Raw genomic sequence first — 19,474 nt, 5'->3', positions numbered from 1 at the left:
ATAAGTTTATATATTGAGAATTGGGTATAGAAGGCAGAGGGGCGGAGGGGGAGAGGGGCAGAGGGGAAAGACTTACTGCAACTTCTCCTCTGCTCCCCCGCTCCCCTGCCTTTTGTTCACCGTCTAGAACGTCTGCGTAACCGATCGATCGTTACTGCCAAAATAATTACTAGTCCTTTGACGACTAGTTGCCAGAAGTAAGATAGGTTCAACAAGGTTAAACCGTTGTTGAGAATCGCAATAATTAATGCACCTAAAAGGGTGCCACCAATGGTACCAATACCACCTGTAAAGCTGGTTCCACCTAGAATAACAGCTGCGATCGCATCTAATTCGTACCCCTGACCTATTACGCCACTGGCACTATAAAGACGGCTAGCACTCATGATTCCTGCTAAACCTGCTAGTAATCCGCTAATACCATAGACGAATAGCAACACCCGATTAACTTTAATCCCTGTTAATCTGGCTGCCCGTTCGTTACCACCCACAGCATATATCTGCACTCCTAAAACAGTTTGCCGCAGGATAAACCAGCTAGCTATCACAGTCAGTAACGCAATTATCACTAGCCAAGGAATGGGGCCGACGTATGTATTACCCACCCAAGCAAAATTTATGTCCCGATTAATCAGGGTTGTACCCTTGGCAATTAAAAAGGCAACACCCCGTAAGGCTGTAAGTGAACCCAGCGTGACAATAAAAGGTGGCACATCCAAGAAGGTAATGAGCGCACCGTTGAGTAAGCCTAACAGCAATCCTGCAAGCAACGCAGCAGGTACAGCTGCCCAACTTAAAGCCGGTAGTAGTGATACCAGCAATGCAACTACCGCAGAAACAGCCAATATTGACCCAACCGAAAGGTCAATACCGCCGGTGAGAATTACAAAAGTCATTCCTGTCGCCAGCACAATATTGATTGATGCCTGACGCAAGATATTGACGATGTTACCGCCGGTGAGGAAGTTGGGAGAAAGGAATGCAAATAAGATGCAGATAATTACTAAAATTGGCAAAATACCTGCAACTTCCAACAGACTGCTGATTGATTTCCGGTTGCGAGCTGCGGGATTGTTGGCTGATTTATTGATAGGCGGTCTGACTGTTTGACTCATAATGCTGATACCTCCGATGCTCCAGTTGCGTAGTGCATAATCTTTTCTTGGGTGATTTCTTTGCCAAGACTGCCATCCAGCTCACCTACCAGCTGTCCTTCTCGCATCACTAAGACGCGATCGCTCATGCCGACAATCTCTGATAGTTCGCTGGAAACCATTAAAATAGCAACACCTTGTGCTGCTAATTCGCTCATGATTCGATAAATTTCGCTTTTAGCACCGATATCTACGCCGCGTGTCGGCTCATCTAACATCAACACTCGCGGTTTAATGGCTAACCAACGCGCTAGCAATAGCTTCTGTTGATTACCACCAGAAAGATCGAGCGCTCTAATTTCCAAATTGGCTAGGCGGATATTAAAGTTTTCCACCGCATCTGTTGACAGGCGATTCACTGAAGGCCAGTTAACAATTCCACCCTTTGCATCTTGCTTGAGTGTGTTGATGGCAATATTCTTGCGGGCACTCATTTCCAGAAATAAACCTTGATCTTTGCGGTCTTCTGGAACGTAGCCAATTCCCGCAGCAATGGCATCACTGGGGCTATTAATTTCCAGTTTCATCCCATTCAAGAATACTTCGCCACTAGCTTTACGGTCTGCACCAAAAATCAGCCGGGATAGTTCTGTGCGTCCGGCACCAACCAACCCAGCTAAACCCAGAATTTCTCCAGCATGAAGTTCAAAACTAGCCGGCTCAATCTTTTTGCGGGCGTCGCTCATATTTCTGACTGACAGCACCACTGGCCCAGGATTCATTTGCCGTTGATGTTCGTAAAAGTCTTGCATGGAGCGACCAACCATCATCTGCACTAATCGCTGGGGAGAAATTTCACTGCGTGTCAGACTGCCAATATATTGACCATCACGCAACACGCTAATCCGATCAGCTAGGGCATAGATTTCTTCCATGCGATGGCTGATGTAGATAATGGCAATACCATCACGCCGCAGTTTGCGAATGACCTCAAATAAATGGTCGCTCTCGCGGTCAGATAGGGCAGCTGTTGGTTCATCCATCACTAAAACGCGGCTTTTATCCTTCAGCGCTCGGGCAATTTCCACTTGCTGCTGTTCAGCGATCGATAAGGTACCAACTATAGTCTGCGCAGTAAAATTGGCTCCAAGGCTTTCCAGCACTTCTTCTGCTTCTTGTTGCATCGCTTTGCGGTCTAAAAACTGACCTCGCCGCAACTCGCTACCCATAAACATATTTTCGGTAACGGTTAAATTCGGTGCAACATTCAATTCTTGATAAATGAGATTAATACCCGCCTTGCGTGCTGTCGCCGGATCGGTGATTTTCAAGGGTTGACTATTGATGCGAATTTCTCCTTCGTCGGCAATGTAAGCCCCTGCCAGGATTTTCATCAATGTGCTTTTGCCCGCTCCGTTTTCACCCATGAGGGCGTGAACTTCTCCTGGGTAAATCGTGAGATTAACATTTTGGAGCGCAGATACACCATGAAATCGTTTTGTAATTCCTTGCATTTCTAACACTGGGGTGCTAGTTGGTGTATCAGAACGTGAGGTTTCAATATTGGTTGTCATGAGCAAAACCTGTAAAAACTATTTAAAATTCGCGTAGGCGCAGCCCGCCGTAGGCATCGCACGATTGTAAATTAGAAACTAATAAACTCATATTTGATTGACCGCAAATCATGTTTTAAAAGCTGACTACTAGTGTGAAAATAGGGAATGGGGAAGAGATATTTTCATACTTGGTTGTTAAGGTTACTTAATAGAGGTTGTTGGGAAAATTCGAGTGCTATAAATAGACACTTAGATTTTCCCCTGATGCACATACATAGCGGTTCTCAATTGGGTGCAGCAGAGTTTTAACCTCTTTCCAAACCCATCTTGCTATTAAATAAAAGACAGGAATAAAGATGAGGTTTGGTATTAATTTAAGTGAAAACCGCCAGACATTCTAGGTATGTGCAAAAACTTTACAAACGCACCAAAAGATTGATATCAAAAGGCATATTTTTCAATTGCAAATTCACAATTTCTATTACTTCCAGCCTTTTTCTGTACTGACGTTATCTTTGGTGATCAACTTAACTGGAATCAAAATGGTGGAACTGCTAAGTTTTTTCCCATTTAAAATGTCATTGCCAACTTGAACTGCTTTTTCGGCCATCCCTCGCGGATTTTGAGTAGCAGTTGCTGCATATATACCATCTTTATTGGCGATCGCAGTTATTGCTTCTGGCGCACCATCAACCCCAACAATAAAGAAATCTTTACGTTGTGCTTGGTTCGCTGCTAGTTCTGCGCCAAGTCCACTCGGATCGTTAATGGCAAAAACAGCATCAATCTTCGGAAAGGTTGTGAGCAAATCAGTCATAACTCTCAGCCCTCCATCCCGGCTACCATCTGCATTCTGGTTTTTAGAGAGAATTTTGATATTGGGATATTTGGATAATACATTTTCGCAGCCACTAACTCGCTGAATTACTGAGTCCACTGGCGGCCCATTAACTATTACTACATTGCCTTTACCTTTGAGGCGGTCAGCAATATATTTACAACTAACTTCTCCAGCTTGGACATTATTGGTCGTAATGGTGGCATCCACACCTCCCTCTGCACCTGTGTCTACGGCAATGACAATTCCACCTGCTTTTTTTGCTCTTTGAACTATTGGTCTAATTCCACTTTTGTCAGCAGCATTTAAAACAATGATGTCAGTATTCGCGGCAGTAAAATTTTCAATTTGGTTTGCTTGTTGGTTGAGGTCATAGGCACTGGAAGCTATAATCACATTGACATCTTTTCCGCCAATTCTCTTCGCTTCTGCCTCAACTGCTTGTCCCATAACAACGAAGAAAGGGTTACTTAAATCGCCAACGGTGAAGGCAACCGATCGCAACTTTCTATTCCCAGTGGCGGTTTTAATTTCTGCACTAGTATTGGTAACAGGTTTAATATCAGTATTAGTAGCAGTGTTGCCATCGGGAGAACTATTTGTACAGCCGATCAGACTGCCACTGATCATACCTAGTAGACTAGCTGCAATTACAATATTTTTCACATTCATATATCTCCTACAAGTCATTTCTTACTTACACAAATTTTGAAAACGATGTATTTTAAAAACCGGGTCAAATATACTAACCCTCCTTTATCAAGCCTTTTTCTGTGTTTTATAATTACGAATTACGAATTATAAATTACCAGCCTTGATAGCTGCTGAGGTTCTCTCTAGTAACCAACTTGACTGGAATCAGGATATTTGGTGACTCAGGTTTTTTACCCTGGATGATATCGTTGCCAATCTGAACCGCTTTTTGAGCCATCCCTGCGGGATTTTGAGCAGCAGTTGCAGCAAATAGACCATCTTTATCTTCCATTGCTTTGGTTGCATCGGGCGATCCATCAACCCCAACAATAAAAAATTCTTTACGTCTCGCTTGTTTAGCTGCTAAATCTGCGCCGACACCGCTTTGGTCGTTAGTGGCAAAAACGGCATCAATTTTCGGAAAGGTTGTCAGCAAATCGCTCATGACTCTCAGTCCTCCATCCCTTGTCCCTTCAGCGTTTTGCTCTTTAGAGATGAGTTTAATATTCGGATATTTAGACAATGATTTCTCACAGCCACTCACTCGCTGATTGATTGAGTCCATCGGAGTACCGTTGAGGATGACTACACTACCTTGACCTTTGAGGCGATCGGCAATATATTGGCAAGCAACCTCACCAGCTTGGGTATTGTTGGAACTAATCATTGCATCTACATCTGCATCAACGGCTGAATCTAATGCAATAACAACCCTACCTGCAAGCCTTGCTTGATCGATAACTGGTTTAACTCCTTTTTTATCAACAGCGCTGAGGATAATTAAGTCAGTATTAGCAGCCGTAAAATTTTCGATTTGGTTGCTTTGTTGGTTCAGATCAAAGGCACTAGAAACTGCATTAACTCTGATATTCCCTCCGATTTTTTGAGCTTCTGTCTCAGTCCCCTTCTGCACTGCATTATAGAAGGGATTGCCTAAATCACCCAAAGCTACGCCAATTGTTTGCAATTTTCTATTTGGCGTACTAAGACTTTCTGCGCTTATATTAGTAGCCTTGTTAGTACTATTACTAGCTGTGTTGCTATTTTGAGCGCCATTTGTGCAACCAACAACCGCGAAACCTAATATGCCAACTATGAGCGAAATTCTTTTCATATTCATCTATTTCTAACAACTGATTTAAATTTGATAAACGTTATCACAAGATAAAGTAGGTCTGAAAAACTTAGACCTAACCTAGCGTTACTACTAGCTTCTGGAATTTAAACTTCAAAAGTTTGGTAATTTGGTTAATTGCAGTTATTGCTATTAGTTTCACAAAAGAAAACAGTTTATTCTTCAAGCACAATTATGAACATTACACTACTTGAAACAATCGCATTTTTTTTGTAAAATTATTTCGTAGCGCATAGCCTGAAAATAGCTTTTAAGTGAAACTTCCAAAAACTAGTTTTATTAAAATTGTAAATCTTTATTTGTTCATCGACTTTTTTCATTTTATCCCGCTCTAGTACAGAAATTAATTTTGTTTATCGAACTTTACAAATTTAAAGGGTTTTAAATCTCTCGATATAACTTAAAGTCTACATTCAAAAATACTCGTATAAATTAGCTTATTCAATATTAAGGTCAATGTTAAAATCGTTAACATTTCTCAATCAATCTCCTTCAGAAAAGATCCTCTTATAGTGGACAAATAATTTGATTTGACTGCTGGATTTTGATAAATGTAAACATCCTTTGGTTAGATTTTAAAAATCAACTCAAATCTGCTTGCCAAGCGTATTTATTTGTTATTGCTCCTCCATCACTTGAAGACCATACAGAAGTAATTTTTTTAAGCCTGATTAGGGATAAAGAACAGTTACATATCTGTTTTATTTTTTGCAGATGTAATTTCTTGTTCTGACTCTATTCCCTTAGAAATAGAGGATTCTGAATTCTGGCTCCTGAATTCTTCTCCAAGCAGTTTAAAATTTTAATGTTGTGGGTAAATATTTAGCCACCAAATCTTCATAGTATGGTTTTAATTTTTGCCAATCAGGAGGAATAGGGTTTTTGGAATACAAATCGTAGGGATTGAATAAACGTACCCATTTAAACATTTCTTTATCATGTTTATCCATCAAATGTTCATACGCATTTTCACGATGTTGAGGATAAAATGAGTGATAGCGAAGCATATACAATGCAGGTTCGGGCAAATAGTTTTTCATCATCTGATAAAAATACTCATCATGCCCCCATGACATATGTACATTATTCAATCCACAGTTAGGCTCGTAAATGCCATATTTAGTGTTGTAATCGGGGTTATTATAATCAGGATTTTTTTTAAAGAATTCTGAAAAAACAATTTTATCTGAAAATGCACAACCTACAGGATAAGTATCGCCTACAGTAGCCCATTGAGGTTCACCAAACAGACAAAGCACTTTCCCCATATCGTGAAAGAAGCCAGTAAGTACCATCCAGCCAGGATGACCATCGGCGCGAATAGCTTCTGATGTTTGCAATAGATGCTGTAACTGATCCATGTCTGTATCAGGATCGGAATCATCGACTAATTGATTCAAAAATTCGATCGCATCCCAAACAGACATTTCTTTTTTATCAAACTTCAAAAATTCTTTTTCTTTTTGAAGTACAAAATTATATGTTTGGTTAATATGATTTAACCGATAAAACTCTTTCACCGTATCTCTGATAGTGGTTTCGTAATTCCTGTACTCTTCGGTGGTTTTACCTTCTTTAACGATGTTATCTGGATCGGGATAGCGATTAAGTAAGTCTTCTTCCCATTCTTCTAGTGAATGTAAGGGATTGTTTTGAGCCTGAAGAATGGCATTATTTAGAGTTTGAGACATATCTTCCTACTTGTCGATATTGTATTTGTTAAATGGGACTTTCGCACTCTATTATGCACAGGTGTGCAAAACCTGTCTTGGATTTATTTTTGCACACGTGTGCAAAAATGCGTGTTAAGTTTCATTTCATCTTTGCATACCTATGCACAATCCACTTTCCTCACTGTCTTACCCAATGTGTTTAGTTCAGATTGAAAACAGTGCTTTTGTTTTTTTTGCACAACCGTGCATGAATTTACTAGATATAAGCTAATCTTTTAGGTGACACACGTATGCAAGAGCTATAATTATGAATCTTTCTGTCTGACTCAATCACCCTAGTATCAATTTCTCAATTGTACAGTCGTGGAATACTTAACAAGATTAGCCAACTCTTGTAGCTGGTTTATCGCTTCTGCACCCTCCAACTTCATTAGTTCGCGATCGTCCCATAATTCCATCCAAGTAATTCCGTAATCAGACACTAAAAACCGAATCAGGTGCTTTTCTTTCAGGCTAACCATAAATGAAGCACTCATTTGCTCGCCGCATGTATAACAAGACGCAGTATAGCCACGCCGCTCAAGTATAGTTGTCAAGGCTTGCAGGTTCATTACCAAGTCTTGGACGAATTGTTGATGCTGTTGCGCTAATCTTAGAAACACTACTTTTCTCCTACCATTACAGTTATCTGCTTGCTTTGATATTTCTTTAGACTTACATCTGATGTGATTTAGTTGCCAAAAGTTCGTGTTTTCCTAGATACGTGATTAATCTTAATATTACGGTTGTCATCACTCAGCTAAATTTCTAGAGCAGTTCTAATGTTTTGGACAATTATCTGGGGTGGCTGTGCAACATCCATAGATAGAGTATCTACTGGTTCTTCAAGGGTATAAAACTGGCTGTCGAGCAGTTTTTCACTCATGTAATGATTGCTACGCTCTTGTAAGCGCATTTGAATCAACTCGTAAGACCCTTTGAGGTAAACTAGCTTGATGCGTTCGCTATTCACTACCAAAAATTGCCGATAGCTATTTTTTAAAGCCGAACACGCCAGTACCACATTTTTATTTTCTTGTAGCCAATGCTTGATGGCTGTTTGCAAATCTTGTAACCAAGGCATTCTGTCATCTTCACTCAGAGGGATACCGCGCCGCATTTTCTCAACATTCTCTGGCGAGTGGAAAGTATCAGCGTCGCTAAATTCCCATTCTAAGGAGTCTGCTAGCAGTTTTCCGATGGTGGTTTTTCCAGAACCAGATACACCCATGACGATAATAATCATTTTTTTCTTAATAAAAGTTCCACTAATTCGGAATTTGTAATTCGTAACTTGTAGTTGCAATCATGAACGGAGGCGAAAATGAGGACTTTTAACTCCTTGCCATGCGAAATGTGAGTTGTATTAAATTCTCTTGACAAGTTACGATTATTTTCTATAATACATACAAATGCACACGTGTGCAATATTTGAAAGCTAAGATAAAATAATGAATAAACGAAGAATTTCAATTGAAGATATTGCCCGTAGAGCAGGGGTTTCTCATTCTACAGTTTCACGCGCTTTGCGAGATAATGCTCTCATTAGCCCGAAAGTGCGAGAAGAAATTAAGCGACTGGCACAGGAGATGAGTTATGTGCCAAATGCTATTGCTCAAAGCTTGCAAAATAAATGTACTAATACTATTGGTGTAGTAGTAACTTCAATTTCAGATCCCTTTTATGGTGAGGTGGTAGAGGGAATCGAGAAGATAGCCAGACCAGCGGGTTTGAGTGTTTTATTGAGTGCTTCACACCGAGATTTTGATCAGGAAATGGCAGCTATTGATACTTTTCATCGCCGTAGGGTGGACGGGATCTTAATAGCTGACTCGCGAATTAGTAAACAGCATACTAAACAACTCACACAAATTGCTGTACCAACAGTTCTAATTAATAGTCAGACTGAAGACCAATCAGAAATATTTTATTCAGTTGCAATAGACGATCGCTTAGGTGCTAAATTAGCGACAGAGCATCTAATTAGTTTAGGACACACCGCTATTGGTTATTTGGGTGTAGGCGATCGCAGTCGGTCGAACCAGCAGCGCCTAGAAGGATATCAAATGGCCCTTGCAGAAGCTGGTATCCCACAAAATACTGATTGGGTTTCAATTAGTGACGAATATAATACCAGAACCAGTGACGTGAACACCGGACAAAATATGCTGTCTAAACTATTGGCTGCGGAAGTTACAGCCATATTTTGTTACAACGATATGGTGGCGGTTGGTGCTTTGTTAGCTTGCCAAGAATTAGGTATTTTAGTACCACGAAATTTAAGCCTTGTCGGATTTGATGGTATTGCTTTGGGCGGTTACGTTACGCCGGCGCTGACCACAATTAGTCAGCCCATGTTAGAAATTGGTGGTTATGCCATGCAAATGTTACTCGATTTAATAGAAGAAAAAACTGTGGAAAACCGCGTTTTATCTCCTTTTCTAGTACAGCGTGGTAGTAGTGCAGCATTATTAACAATTTAAAACTCAAAACAATTTATACAAAAATTATGTTAACTAAAAAACTGAGTTTATCTCCTGATCGCTGCTTTTCTCCTGAACCAGTTCAAAGACGATTGGCTCATCAATTTTTTGATAGCATATCTGCGTTACCTTTAGTTTGCCCACACGGACACGTAGATCCAGTTTTGTTAGCTAATCCGGCAGCCCGTTTTGGTTCGCCCACGGAATTACTGATTATCCCTGACCACTACCTTTTGCGGATGCTCTATAGTCGGGGTGTATCTCTGCAATCTTTGGGGATACCAAGCAATGATGGTTCGCCAGCAGAAACCGACCACCGTAAAATCTGGCAATTGTTCGCCGACCATTTTTATCTATTCCAAGGTACTCCGTCAGGGTTATGGTTGAAAGAGGAACTAACTAACGTCTTTGGGGTGGATGAACCTTTAAACTCTCGCAACGCCGGACGTATCTATGATTATCTGGAAGATTTATTAGCCTCACCAGAATTTTCGCCTCGTGCTTTATTCAAACGCTTTAACATCGAAGTGCTTTGTACTACCGATGCTGCCAGTGATAACCTAGAGAATCAGCGATCGCTCCACGAAGAAGGTTTTACTCAAATTAGACCAACTTTTCGCCCAGATGCAGTAGTTAATCTGGATGCTCCTGGTTGGCGCGAAAATCTTAGCAAGTTGGAAAGCACTATCGGTAGAGAAATTAATACTTACGCCAATTTTGTGCAAGCTTTAGAAGAACGTCGAGCTTTCTTTAAAAAAATGGGCGCGACAGCTACCGATCAAGGTGCAGCTACACCTTATACCACACGCCTTTCTGAGCAAGAAGCTGAAGCTATCTTTGCGAGAGCATTAGCCAACAAGCTGAATCCAGGTGATGTCGAAAATTTTACCGGTCATATCTTCATGGAAATGGCGCGGATGAGTGTAGAAGATGGGTTGGTGATGCAAATGCATTGTGGTGTAATGCGTAACCATAATCCGGCTTTATTTGAGAAATTTGGAGCTGATAAAGGTGCTGATATTCCTGTAAAAATTGAATGGACTGAAAATCTACGCCCGTTGTTATCAGCTTACGGTAACGATCGCCGCTTCCATTTAATCATTTTTGGCATGGATGAAAGCACTTATAGCCGCGAGATGGCTCCGTTAGCTGGTCATTATCCCAGTGTATTGCTCGGGCCGCCTTGGTGGTTTCACGACAGCGTAAATGGTATGGAGCGTTATTTCAATCAGGTAATGGAAACTGCGGGAATTTATAATACTGCCGGGTTTAATGATGATACACGGGCTTTTGTTTCGATTCCGGCTCGTCATCATGTCTGGCGGCGGGTAGCTTGTAATTGGTTGGCTGGATTGGTTGCGCGGGGATTGGTTGAGGAGGAGGAAGGGTATGGTATGGCTCGTGCTTTGGCTTATGACCTTGCTAAGGTTGCTTATAAGTTTGAGGGGAATTGAAACGCATAGGCGCTTCGCCTTCCCATAGGGTAGGGACGCAAAGGGAAGCGCAGAGGTACGCAGAGAATTGTACTGGGGGAATGGGTGATGTCGGAGTTGATTTTAAGTAAACTTTTTAGCTTGACGGAGCGGGTTGCAGTAGTTACGGGTGGTTCTGGTGTGCTTGGTGGGGCTATGGCAAAGGGTTTGGCTTTGGCTGGAGCGCGAGTGGTGGTTTTGGGTCGCAATGAAGTCAGGGCGGGGGCGGTGGTGGCTGAGATTACTGCTGACGGTGGAGAAAGTATGGCTGTGGTAGCAGATGTTAGCGATCGCTCCCAATTAGAAATCGCTAGGGATGTTATTATACAGCGTTGGGATGAGATAGATATCTTGGTAAATATGGCTGGCGGTAATATTCCGGCTGCCACAATTACTGCTGATGGGAATATTTTTGAGATGCCACATACAGCTTTTGAGGAAGTGGTTAGCCTCAACTTAGTTGGCACTCTCCTACCTTGTCAGGTTTTTGGTCAAGCAATGGTGGAAAGAAGCCAACCCCACGGTTGCATTGTGAATATTTCTTCTATGTCTGCTATCCGAGCGATTAGCCGCGTGGTTGGTTACTCAGCTGCGAAAGCGGGGCTAGATAACTTTACTCGTTGGCTAGCCGTAGAACTCGCCCAAAAATATGGTGATGGAATGCGAGTAAATGCGATCGCACCAGGTTTTTTTATTGGGGAACAAAATCGAGATTTACTTCTAAATGCAGATGGCAGTTTGACTGAACGCGGGCAAAAAATTATTGACCATACCCCCGCCGGACGTTTCGGAAAACCAGATGAATTACTCAGTACCTTAATCTGGTTATGCAGTTCTGGTTCTAGTTTTGTTAACGGGGTAGTTGTGCCGGTAGATGGTGGATTTAGTATCTACAGTGGAGTTTAATAATGTCATGTATTCACTGGCTGTAAATAATGGGACACTTTCAGATGAGCAAGTTTCCGGGCTAGTTCATCAAGCTTTAGCAGACCCGAAGTTTGATGGACAGCGCATCTTAGTGTTAATTCCAGACAGTACCCGTACTGCTCCCATCCCGCAAATGTTTCGATTGCTTCATCAGGAATTGAGTCAAAGAGTAGCGGCTCTGGATTTTTTGATCGCTTTGGGTACACATAATCCGATGAGTGAAAAACAAATCAATCGCTTGGTAGGAGTGACACCGGAGGAGCGAGAGACAACTTTTAAAAAAATTCGCATTTTTAACCACCTTTGGAATGAGCCAGAGACTTTTATTTCTTGTGGAGTAATTTCGGCAGACGAAATAGCAGAAATTAGCGGTGGTATGCTACATCAGTCGGTTGATGTGCGTATTAATAAGCTGGTCACAGAATACGATTTAATCGCGATTTGTGGGCCAGTTTTTCCTCATGAAGTTGTCGGTTTCTCTGGTGGAAATAAATATTTTTTTCCTGGGATTGGTGGTCAAGAAGTAATTAATATCTCACACTGGTTAGGTGCTTTAATCACCTGTTACGAAATTATTGGTACACTGGGAATTACACCAGTTCGGCGTTTGATTAACCAAGCCGCTAGCCTGATTTCTACCCCAAAAGTTTGTTTGGCGATGGTGGTCGCACCGAAAACAAATCAGCTAGCTGGACTTTATATAGATGAACCAGAAGCAGCCTGGGAAGCTGCTGCAAAACTATCAGCTAAACTGCATATTAAATATGTAGAGCGACCTTTTAAACAAGTGCTTTCAGTCATGCCCCAAATGTATGATGACATTTGGACAGCAGCAAAAGGAATGTACAAGTTAGAGCCAGTAGTAGCCGATGGAGGCGAAGTAATTATATATGCTCCTCATATTACTGAGTTTAGCTATACACACGGCGAAATCTTATCCGAAATTGGCTATCATGTGCGGGATTACTTTCTTAAACAGTGGCATAAATTCCAAGAGTATCCTGCTGGAGTGCTAGCCCATAGTACTCACTTAAAAGGGATGGGTACTTTTGATCCGATAAAAGAAGAACAAGCACGAATTCGGGTTACTTTAGCTACTGGCATTTCTGCTGAACGCTGTGCTGCTCATAACTTGAACTATCGCGATCCGGCGACTATTCGACCTAGTGAATGGGCTAACCGAGAGGATGAAGGTATATTGCTTGTGCCAAAGGCTGGCGAGATATTATACCGTCTGAGTGATAGTAATTTTCAGGTAAGTGAACTACCCACACTTTTCCTGACGGAGTAAGTGTGGGCTTCCGGTTTCATTGACAACAGCCTTTCCACCAAGCTACGATGGGCTACGCCTACGCAATTGCAGGTTAATTTTACACTTCGCGCTATTCTTGATCTGATGAAACGTCATCGAATCAGTTTATAGCAGCGCACAAAAAAGTATGGGTGGGAAATTAATTGTATTTGAAGGGGTGGAAGGCTGTGGCAAAACCAGCCAAATGCAGCTTTGTTCTGAGTGGTTGGAAAGTCTGGGCGTTTCTGTGTTGGTAACTCGTGAACCAGGGGGAACAGAGTTAGGTGTACATCTTCGCCGCTTGTTACTAGAAAAGGCAGAGGATAAGCCAGTTGCAGAAGTGACAGAACTCTTGTTGTATGCTGCTGACCGATCGCAACACGTTGAACAAGAACTCAAACCAAATCTCGCCGCCGGTAAATATATTTTATGCGATCGCTACACTGACTCTACCATTGCCTACCAAGGATATGGTCGCGGTCTGAACATGAGTTTAATCAATCAGCTTAATAATATTGCTACTGGTGGTTTAGAAAGCGACCTAACTATTTGGCTAGATGTCGATGTCGAAGTCGGACTGTCCCGCAAACTCTCAGATAAAGTAGGACTAGACCGCATTGAACAAGAGACAATCGCTTTTCATCGGCGCGTTCAACAAGGATACGCACATTTGGCAGCATCCCATCCCTCACGAATTGTTCGGGTAGATGGCAGCTTGAGTAAAGAAGCTGTACAAGAGGTAATTCAAGAAATTTTCCGCGTACATCTGCACTTGGCAAGGTAGGGAAAAAATAAGCCTAAAAGTTTTTAATCAGATTCGTTAGACTTCTTGGCATTTGTCGGGGTAAAGGGGAAGGGTGAAAGGGACTCATGTTTTTTATCCCTTACCCTTTACCCAACCTCCACATAGCATTTTTGGGTTGGCAGACTACTAGTGTCAATCGATAGAGTTGATTTGTGGTTGTAGTGAGTTGATGTGCGATCGCTACACTACTAACCCTTATGCTGATAGGGAAAATAAAAACAACAGCTATGAAATTTTTACAAAATTTTATCCCCCGCCAAGGTTTACTGAAAGCCCTAACTTTAGCTTTTCTCGTATTGGCATCTGTGATATCTCCCAGTGTTTTAGCCAACGAGAGCGAAAAAGCGACATTCAACGGCACAACCACACTCCAAACCATACTAACTAGTAGTCATCGTTCAGAGCAGAATCGCCTTCGAGACAAGTACCGCCACCCAGCCCAGACTCTCGAATTCTTCGGGCTGTGCCCAAATATGACGGTGGTTGAATTGTGGCCAGGAAGCGGCTGGTATACTGAGATATTAGCCCCATTTCTAGCACCCAAAGGACAACTCATAGTTACTAACTTGGGTTCTAGCACAAGTAAACCAGCTTTGGCTTTGCAAGAGAAACTGGCAGCTAATCCAGAGGTTTTTGGTAAAGTCGAAGTAGCCCAAATCAATCCTCCAAATGAACTTACCTTAGCCCCAGAAAACTCTGTGGATATGGTTGTTACTTTCCGCAATATTCACAACTGGGTGAAAGCTGGCTATGCCGAGCAGGTTTACGCTGCGGCTTATAAAGCACTTAAGCCAGGGGGCATCTTAGGGGTGGAAGAACACCGCGCCCTTGGGGGGATTTCTTTACAAGAGAGTATCAAAACTGGCTATATGTCTGAAGATGGGGTAATTGCTGCTGTAAAGAAGGCTGGTTTCAAATTGGTGGGCAAATCAGAGATTAACGCCAACCCAAAAGATACCAAGGACTATCCGGGCGGAGTTTGGACACTACCTCCAACTTTGAGCCAAGGTCAACAGGACAGGCAACGCTTCCTCACTATTGGAGAGAGCGATCGCATGACCCTCAAGTTCGTCAAACCCAAAGCCTTGGGGAAAGGGTTAAAGGGTAAAGGTTAAAGGGTAAAGGTTTTTTCTTTCCCCTTCCCCCCGCCCCTTATCCCCAGAGGGGGCCCCACCTTCCCCTTTTCCCCAAAACCCGACAAGTATTGTCTCCGGTCTAATAAAAAAACTTAATCTAAAACCCCCGTACCTTAGATGTACAGGGGTTATTTTGGCTCGCGCGTAAGGGTTCAAAGAAAAAGTTAACTTGTATTTCATCCAATTAGAAATTTACAAATAGCCATAGGCAAAGCTGTACTTATCCAGGATAATTTACTCCGGTTAATATCCCCAATTGTAAATTAACAGCACTGATGTAATCTTGATTGTTTAAAACTTGTGCTGGTAATTTTTTAGCATTGATCGCAGCTTTAACTAAATCTTTCGCAGTAATATTTCCGCGTTGACCTTTAGAAATCAAACTTCCCCCGCTAGGAACTCCTTGCTGTTTTAAACCACCTTGGTAAGCAAGATTAACAAGATTAAACGGCTGAATGTAGCTGACATTGGTAGAATTACTGCCTAATGCATCAAGATTAACTGCTGTGTTTATCGATTTGGTTGTTTGAGCGCTAGCAATGCCAGATGTGAAGGCAAGAGAGGCAATGATAACTGTAGAATTTATCAATGTTGTTAATTTCATCAGGTACTCCTTAAGTAGAGTGAAGTGGAATTAATAGTTTCTACTAATAGATTCCTCTTATTTATAGAAATTAACCTCATACAATTGACTCACCCAAACGGTTGAATTGCCTTTCATCCAAATGGGTGACTTGTTGCTGCCTTCTCGTTTTGGCATATTGGTAACAGTAACCACATTTCACAACTCAACGATAAAACTGTCTCGGAGATGAAAGTCAGCCTCCGCGCCTCGATGAGTTAACGCCCAGTAAGTCACCTCACCATCTCTGTGTTTGATAACGGTAGTAATGCCAATTTCGATGGCTTGGTTTACCGAGACGATTTTATCCAAATCGACATCTAACGCAAGTACCAAAGCATCGGTTTGATTCTGAATACTAAATGGTAGCTTTTCAAAGGCAGTTTCCTCTTGCATCCCTTGACGATAATCATCAAAGCGATAGACATTCCAGTGTCCAGCGGGGGAGAGGTTGAATTCCCAATAACGTTGAGAATCTTTGATGCCAAGGAAGAATTCCAAGCAAGTGTCTTCCCACAATTCATGCTTGCGTGATGGTGCATTTGATGGTGGGGAAATTGCAATTTCTTTTAAATCGCCTTCAAGGTTGTAGGAGATGACAAGTTGATTAGCATTTCGGGAGATATTACCTGTAATTTTAAAATCAGGAAAAGACTCGGTGGAAGGGAAGGATTGCAGGGAAAATGTCTGCTTGCTCATTTCATATCTTGGATAATTTGGCGAATCTGCGTTTCTTGAGATTCAATACTTTCGGTCAGCTTAAACTGGACGATCGCTCTTGCTAAGTTATGTTCTGGGTGCTTAACTTTGAAGTAGACATTCCCTGCTAAATAATCAGCAAAAAATCTCAGTCCTAGTTCAAAAGTAATTAGACGAATCGCATCATATATGTATGCATAATCATTTTCAGTCAGAAATGCCTTAGCCACAGCAAGATAACCGTGGAGGATTTCTTGACACAGATCGGTATCGAAATAAATACTTTCCCAATTCTCGGTTTCTTCGCCAGCAGGATTGCAACCCGATCGCAGGCAATCGCCAATATCGTAATGTACCAGACCGGGTTTCACTGTGTCTAGGTCGATGACGCTGACGGCTTGCTGGGTAACAATGTCAAACATCACGTTATTGATTTTGGGATCGCCGTGCATCAGACGTAGAGGTAACTTGCCTTCAGCTTTGGCATTTTCTAGGATATGTGCAAAGGTTTGGCGATCGCTAACAAACTGTAAGCAATAATTAACTTCCGAAGATTGACGCACACTAGTTTTCGGCAAAACTTCCTCGTAATGCTGGAGATAAAACGGTGTAATATGAAACCCTTCGAGGGTGTCAGCTAGTTTTTCTGCTGGCAAATCGCTGATTAGATTGTGGAACATCCCCAAGGCATAACCAATTTCTTTCGCGTGGGAGCGATCGCGCATACTATCAAAAGACTGGGAGCCTTGAATAAAGCTGATTGCCCGCCAAAATGAGCCATCTGCATCCTTCCAGTGGTCTTGAGCGTTTTTGGTCAACAGTACGCGTGGCACTTCCCAGCGACGATTCAGGGGTGTATCCTGCAACCTTTTTTGAACGTGTTCAGTTAAGGTACGCATATTCTGCATAATCAGTTGTGGCTGACGAAACACCTGTGTGTTAATGCGTTGCAGGACAAAATATTGTTCCTTTGAGGAATCGAGAGTTGCTAAAAAGGTGTCATTTATATTACCACTGCCAAATGCTTTAACGCCTGTAACCTTTCCCTGTTGGGCGAATTGGTTAGCGATCGCCTCTAGATTCCGGGTATCCTGTGTATTTAATTCTTCTATCATCTGTTTCATCTCTACTACTCCTCACGTACATTGCACGAAAGCAATAGGGGATATCGTAGCGCAAGTATCAAGATAATTTGTAATTCGTAATTCGTAATGACGCTCGCGGACTCGCTACCGCTACGCTAACGTAATTCGTAATTGATTAACGAGATGTCAATTATGAATTTTTAGAAGTACTAAAGCAATCCTGAATCCATCCGTGAAAAACAAGCTCCTCGACTTATTTGAAAAGTCGGGGAGCTGCGGGTTGCAATTCTCGTCAATCCCGTGCTAATTCAACAGTTAAGAAATCTCATCGCTATCAACCCACTCGTCATAAGATGAGTCATAACCAACGTAGTGAAGATAGTATTGCTGGCCTTGGATTTGCTCAATCGTTGCGGAATACCAAGCCTCTTGGTCATCATCCCAACATTTTACCTTTTGACCTACTGCATATCCATTTTCATCAGTGGAGCGAAGATCGCGAGTCCGAATGTCATCTTCGCCTACCCACTCGTCATAAGATGAACCGTATCCAAGGTAATGAATAAAGAACTGGTCATCTTGGATTTTCTCAATGGTTCCCTGATACCAATCCTCCTCATCATTATCCCAGACTTCTACTGTTTTGCTTACTTCATACTGATTCCGATCTGATTTAACGGCAGATGAGACATCTTGAATTGGTTTTTGTTCTTCTTGTTTGATTTCCTCTTTTACTAGAGTGTATGCTTGCAAAATCAAACTGCGAGCGACAGTTTGAATTCCTGTATGCTCGTAGTAATTGGTAGTTTGGTCTAAAAATGCTGCAACTAAATCTAAATTATCATCAGCAATCTGAATAAAATTACCCAAATTACTAGAAATTGATTGTGGGGTTATGCCCGTCTTGGATACTAAATTATTCATCCAGCCTTGCACGGAGTTAAAACTCTGACTGATAAAACCAACTTTATCAGAAGGATTACTGCCTGGAAGAAAGTTATTAACCGCTAAGAAAACCGGATTTTGAGTTATTGCACTAGCATCAGTACCATTAATAACTCCCTGAATTTTGCTGAGAAAGTCAGGGCCCAAGGGCAGAATTCCATCTAGACAAACTAAAGCTACCATCCGCATTAGGGATGCATTTTGATAGTTGTTAGTCAGGGAATTAGCAAACTCTTGGGGATTAGGTTGAGGAATACCGTTTAGTTTGCAAAAGGCAATGATTTCGACAGCAATCTTCAATACCAAGTCAATGGATTGAGTGACATCAGCTTTGGGAGTAATTTTGCCTAAAAAAGAGAGAAAGCCGATTTTTTCACTAACTTTATTCGCTAAAGCCGCAGCTGCCATCGCTGTGTCTGCCTTATCAATTGTTTGATAAAGTTTGATTGCAAACTGGTAGCCTTGTTGAGGATCTATGTATAAACTAGCAGCGCGATCGCGGATTTTTTGAATTACCTTAGCATCGGTAACTCCTGTAATGGCGCGGATATTATTGTCAAACCCCGTCAAATTGCTCCATTCACCTGGTGCTACATAATCAAGAGCATTTAAAACTTTGACAGTAATATTGTCAGTCGGTAACTCGTCAACCAACTGAATAATTGATTTATCCATCAGCCGATCCTCAAAACTCCAGATATCGTTACAACACGGTTCAGAGCAGCCCACATTTAGCGTTGGGCAATTACTGAAACGTATTTATAGAGTTCCCCAACCCGATCAAAAAATAACGATGTTAGTAACAGACGCTACACCTCAAGATATTGCATAGGCGATCGAGCCGGAAGCTGCTACAGGGAAGGCGGTAGTCACTACAGGGAAGACGGTAGTCGCTACAGGGAAGCCGGAAGTCGCTACAGGGAAGCCGGAAGTCGCTACAGGGAAGCCGGAAGTCGCTACAGGGAAGACGGAAGTCGCTAC

17 protein-coding genes are annotated in these 19,474 nt (G+C 42.0%); 6 read left to right on the top strand and 11 right to left on the bottom strand.

Going from position 1 to position 19,474, the window contains the following annotated elements; all coding sequences use genetic code 11:
- Positions 1-116: 116 nt before the first annotated feature.
- The 7 genes from RMY16_RS12515 to RMY16_RS12485 form a co-directional block, all read right to left on the bottom strand.
- Positions 117-1,115 carry an ABC transporter permease subunit gene (locus RMY16_RS12515; protein WP_322736629.1) on the bottom strand — a complete coding sequence of 333 codons (999 nt, stop codon included), beginning with the start codon at positions 1,113-1,115 and terminating at the stop codon, positions 117-119.
- Positions 1,112-2,668, bottom strand: coding sequence for a sugar ABC transporter ATP-binding protein (locus RMY16_RS12510; RefSeq protein ID WP_322736628.1), 1,557 nt, complete (start codon positions 2,666-2,668; stop codon positions 1,112-1,114). Before RMY16_RS12510 ends, RMY16_RS12515 begins: the two co-directional genes overlap by 4 nt.
- 463 nt (positions 2,669-3,131) lie before the next feature.
- A complete protein-coding gene (locus tag RMY16_RS12505) occupies positions 3,132-4,160 on the bottom strand; it encodes an ABC transporter substrate-binding protein (protein ID WP_322668651.1) in 1,029 nt (342 codons plus the stop codon).
- A gap of 133 nt (positions 4,161-4,293) precedes the next feature.
- Positions 4,294-5,295 (bottom strand): substrate-binding domain-containing protein, encoded by a 1,002-nt coding sequence (locus tag RMY16_RS12500; protein ID WP_322736627.1) that lies wholly within the window; start codon positions 5,293-5,295, stop codon positions 4,294-4,296.
- A gap of 815 nt (positions 5,296-6,110) precedes the next feature.
- Positions 6,111-7,007 carry an inositol oxygenase family protein gene (locus tag RMY16_RS12495; RefSeq protein WP_322736626.1) on the bottom strand — a complete coding sequence of 299 codons (897 nt, stop codon included), beginning with the start codon at positions 7,005-7,007 and terminating at the stop codon, positions 6,111-6,113.
- 323 nt (positions 7,008-7,330) lie between these two features.
- Positions 7,331-7,651: a DUF1815 family protein gene (locus tag RMY16_RS12490; protein ID WP_322736625.1), complete on the bottom strand. Its 321-nt coding sequence runs from the start codon at positions 7,649-7,651 to the stop codon at positions 7,331-7,333.
- Between the two features lie 137 nt (positions 7,652-7,788).
- On the bottom strand, positions 7,789-8,274 hold the full coding sequence (locus RMY16_RS12485; RefSeq protein ID WP_322736624.1) for a gluconokinase: 486 nt from the start codon (positions 8,272-8,274) through the stop codon (positions 7,789-7,791).
- 205 nt (positions 8,275-8,479) lie between these two features.
- Between RMY16_RS12485 and RMY16_RS12480 the strand changes: the two genes are divergently transcribed.
- The 6 genes from RMY16_RS12480 (at position 8,480) to RMY16_RS12455 (ending at position 15,121) form a co-directional block, all read left to right on the top strand.
- Positions 8,480-9,511, top strand: coding sequence for a LacI family DNA-binding transcriptional regulator (locus tag RMY16_RS12480; protein ID WP_322736623.1), 1,032 nt, complete (start codon positions 8,480-8,482; stop codon positions 9,509-9,511).
- Between the two features lie 26 nt (positions 9,512-9,537).
- Positions 9,538-10,965, top strand: coding sequence for a glucuronate isomerase (gene uxaC / locus RMY16_RS12475; protein ID WP_322736622.1), 1,428 nt, complete (start codon positions 9,538-9,540; stop codon positions 10,963-10,965).
- Positions 10,966-11,052: 87 nt separating this feature from the next.
- The gene (locus RMY16_RS12470; RefSeq protein WP_322736621.1) at positions 11,053-11,889 is read left to right on the top strand and encodes an SDR family oxidoreductase; all 837 of its coding nucleotides are present in this window, start codon (positions 11,053-11,055) and stop codon (positions 11,887-11,889) included.
- A complete protein-coding gene (locus RMY16_RS12465) occupies positions 11,858-13,201 on the top strand; it encodes a lactate racemase domain-containing protein (RefSeq protein WP_322736620.1) in 1,344 nt (447 codons plus the stop codon). The genes RMY16_RS12470 and RMY16_RS12465 overlap by 32 nt, the downstream gene beginning before the upstream one ends.
- Before the next feature lie 148 nt (positions 13,202-13,349).
- Positions 13,350-13,985 carry a dTMP kinase gene (tmk, locus tag RMY16_RS12460; protein WP_322668642.1) on the top strand — a complete coding sequence of 212 codons (636 nt, stop codon included), beginning with the start codon at positions 13,350-13,352 and terminating at the stop codon, positions 13,983-13,985.
- Between the two features lie 248 nt (positions 13,986-14,233).
- Entirely contained in the window at positions 14,234-15,121 is an 888-nt protein-coding gene (locus RMY16_RS12455; RefSeq protein ID WP_322736619.1) for a class I SAM-dependent methyltransferase, read from the top strand.
- A 241-nt stretch (positions 15,122-15,362) separates the two neighbouring features.
- Here the strand turns inward: RMY16_RS12455 and RMY16_RS12450 are convergent, their stop codons facing one another.
- The 4 genes from RMY16_RS12450 to RMY16_RS12435 all read right to left on the bottom strand — a co-directional run bounded on the left by RMY16_RS12450 (position 15,363) and on the right by RMY16_RS12435 (position 19,168).
- Positions 15,363-15,746 carry a hypothetical protein gene (locus tag RMY16_RS12450; RefSeq protein WP_322736618.1) on the bottom strand — a complete coding sequence of 128 codons (384 nt, stop codon included), beginning with the start codon at positions 15,744-15,746 and terminating at the stop codon, positions 15,363-15,365.
- A 177-nt stretch (positions 15,747-15,923) separates the two neighbouring features.
- Positions 15,924-16,463, bottom strand: coding sequence for a DOMON-like domain-containing protein (locus RMY16_RS12445; RefSeq protein ID WP_322736617.1), 540 nt, complete (start codon positions 16,461-16,463; stop codon positions 15,924-15,926).
- The gene (locus RMY16_RS12440; protein WP_322736703.1) at positions 16,460-17,578 is read right to left on the bottom strand and encodes an aminoglycoside phosphotransferase family protein; all 1,119 of its coding nucleotides are present in this window, start codon (positions 17,576-17,578) and stop codon (positions 16,460-16,462) included. The genes RMY16_RS12445 and RMY16_RS12440 overlap by 4 nt, the downstream gene beginning before the upstream one ends.
- A gap of 285 nt (positions 17,579-17,863) precedes the next feature.
- A complete protein-coding gene (locus RMY16_RS12435; protein WP_322736616.1) occupies positions 17,864-19,168 on the bottom strand; it encodes a Tudor-knot domain-containing protein in 1,305 nt (434 codons plus the stop codon).
- Positions 19,169-19,474 lie beyond the last annotated feature (306 nt).

It is taken from the genome of Nostoc sp. DedQUE12b (assembly GCF_034530835.1).
Taxonomy (GTDB): Bacteria; Cyanobacteriota; Cyanobacteriia; order Cyanobacteriales; family Nostocaceae; genus Nostoc.
This window is presented reverse-complemented; position numbering and strand designations above follow the sequence as displayed.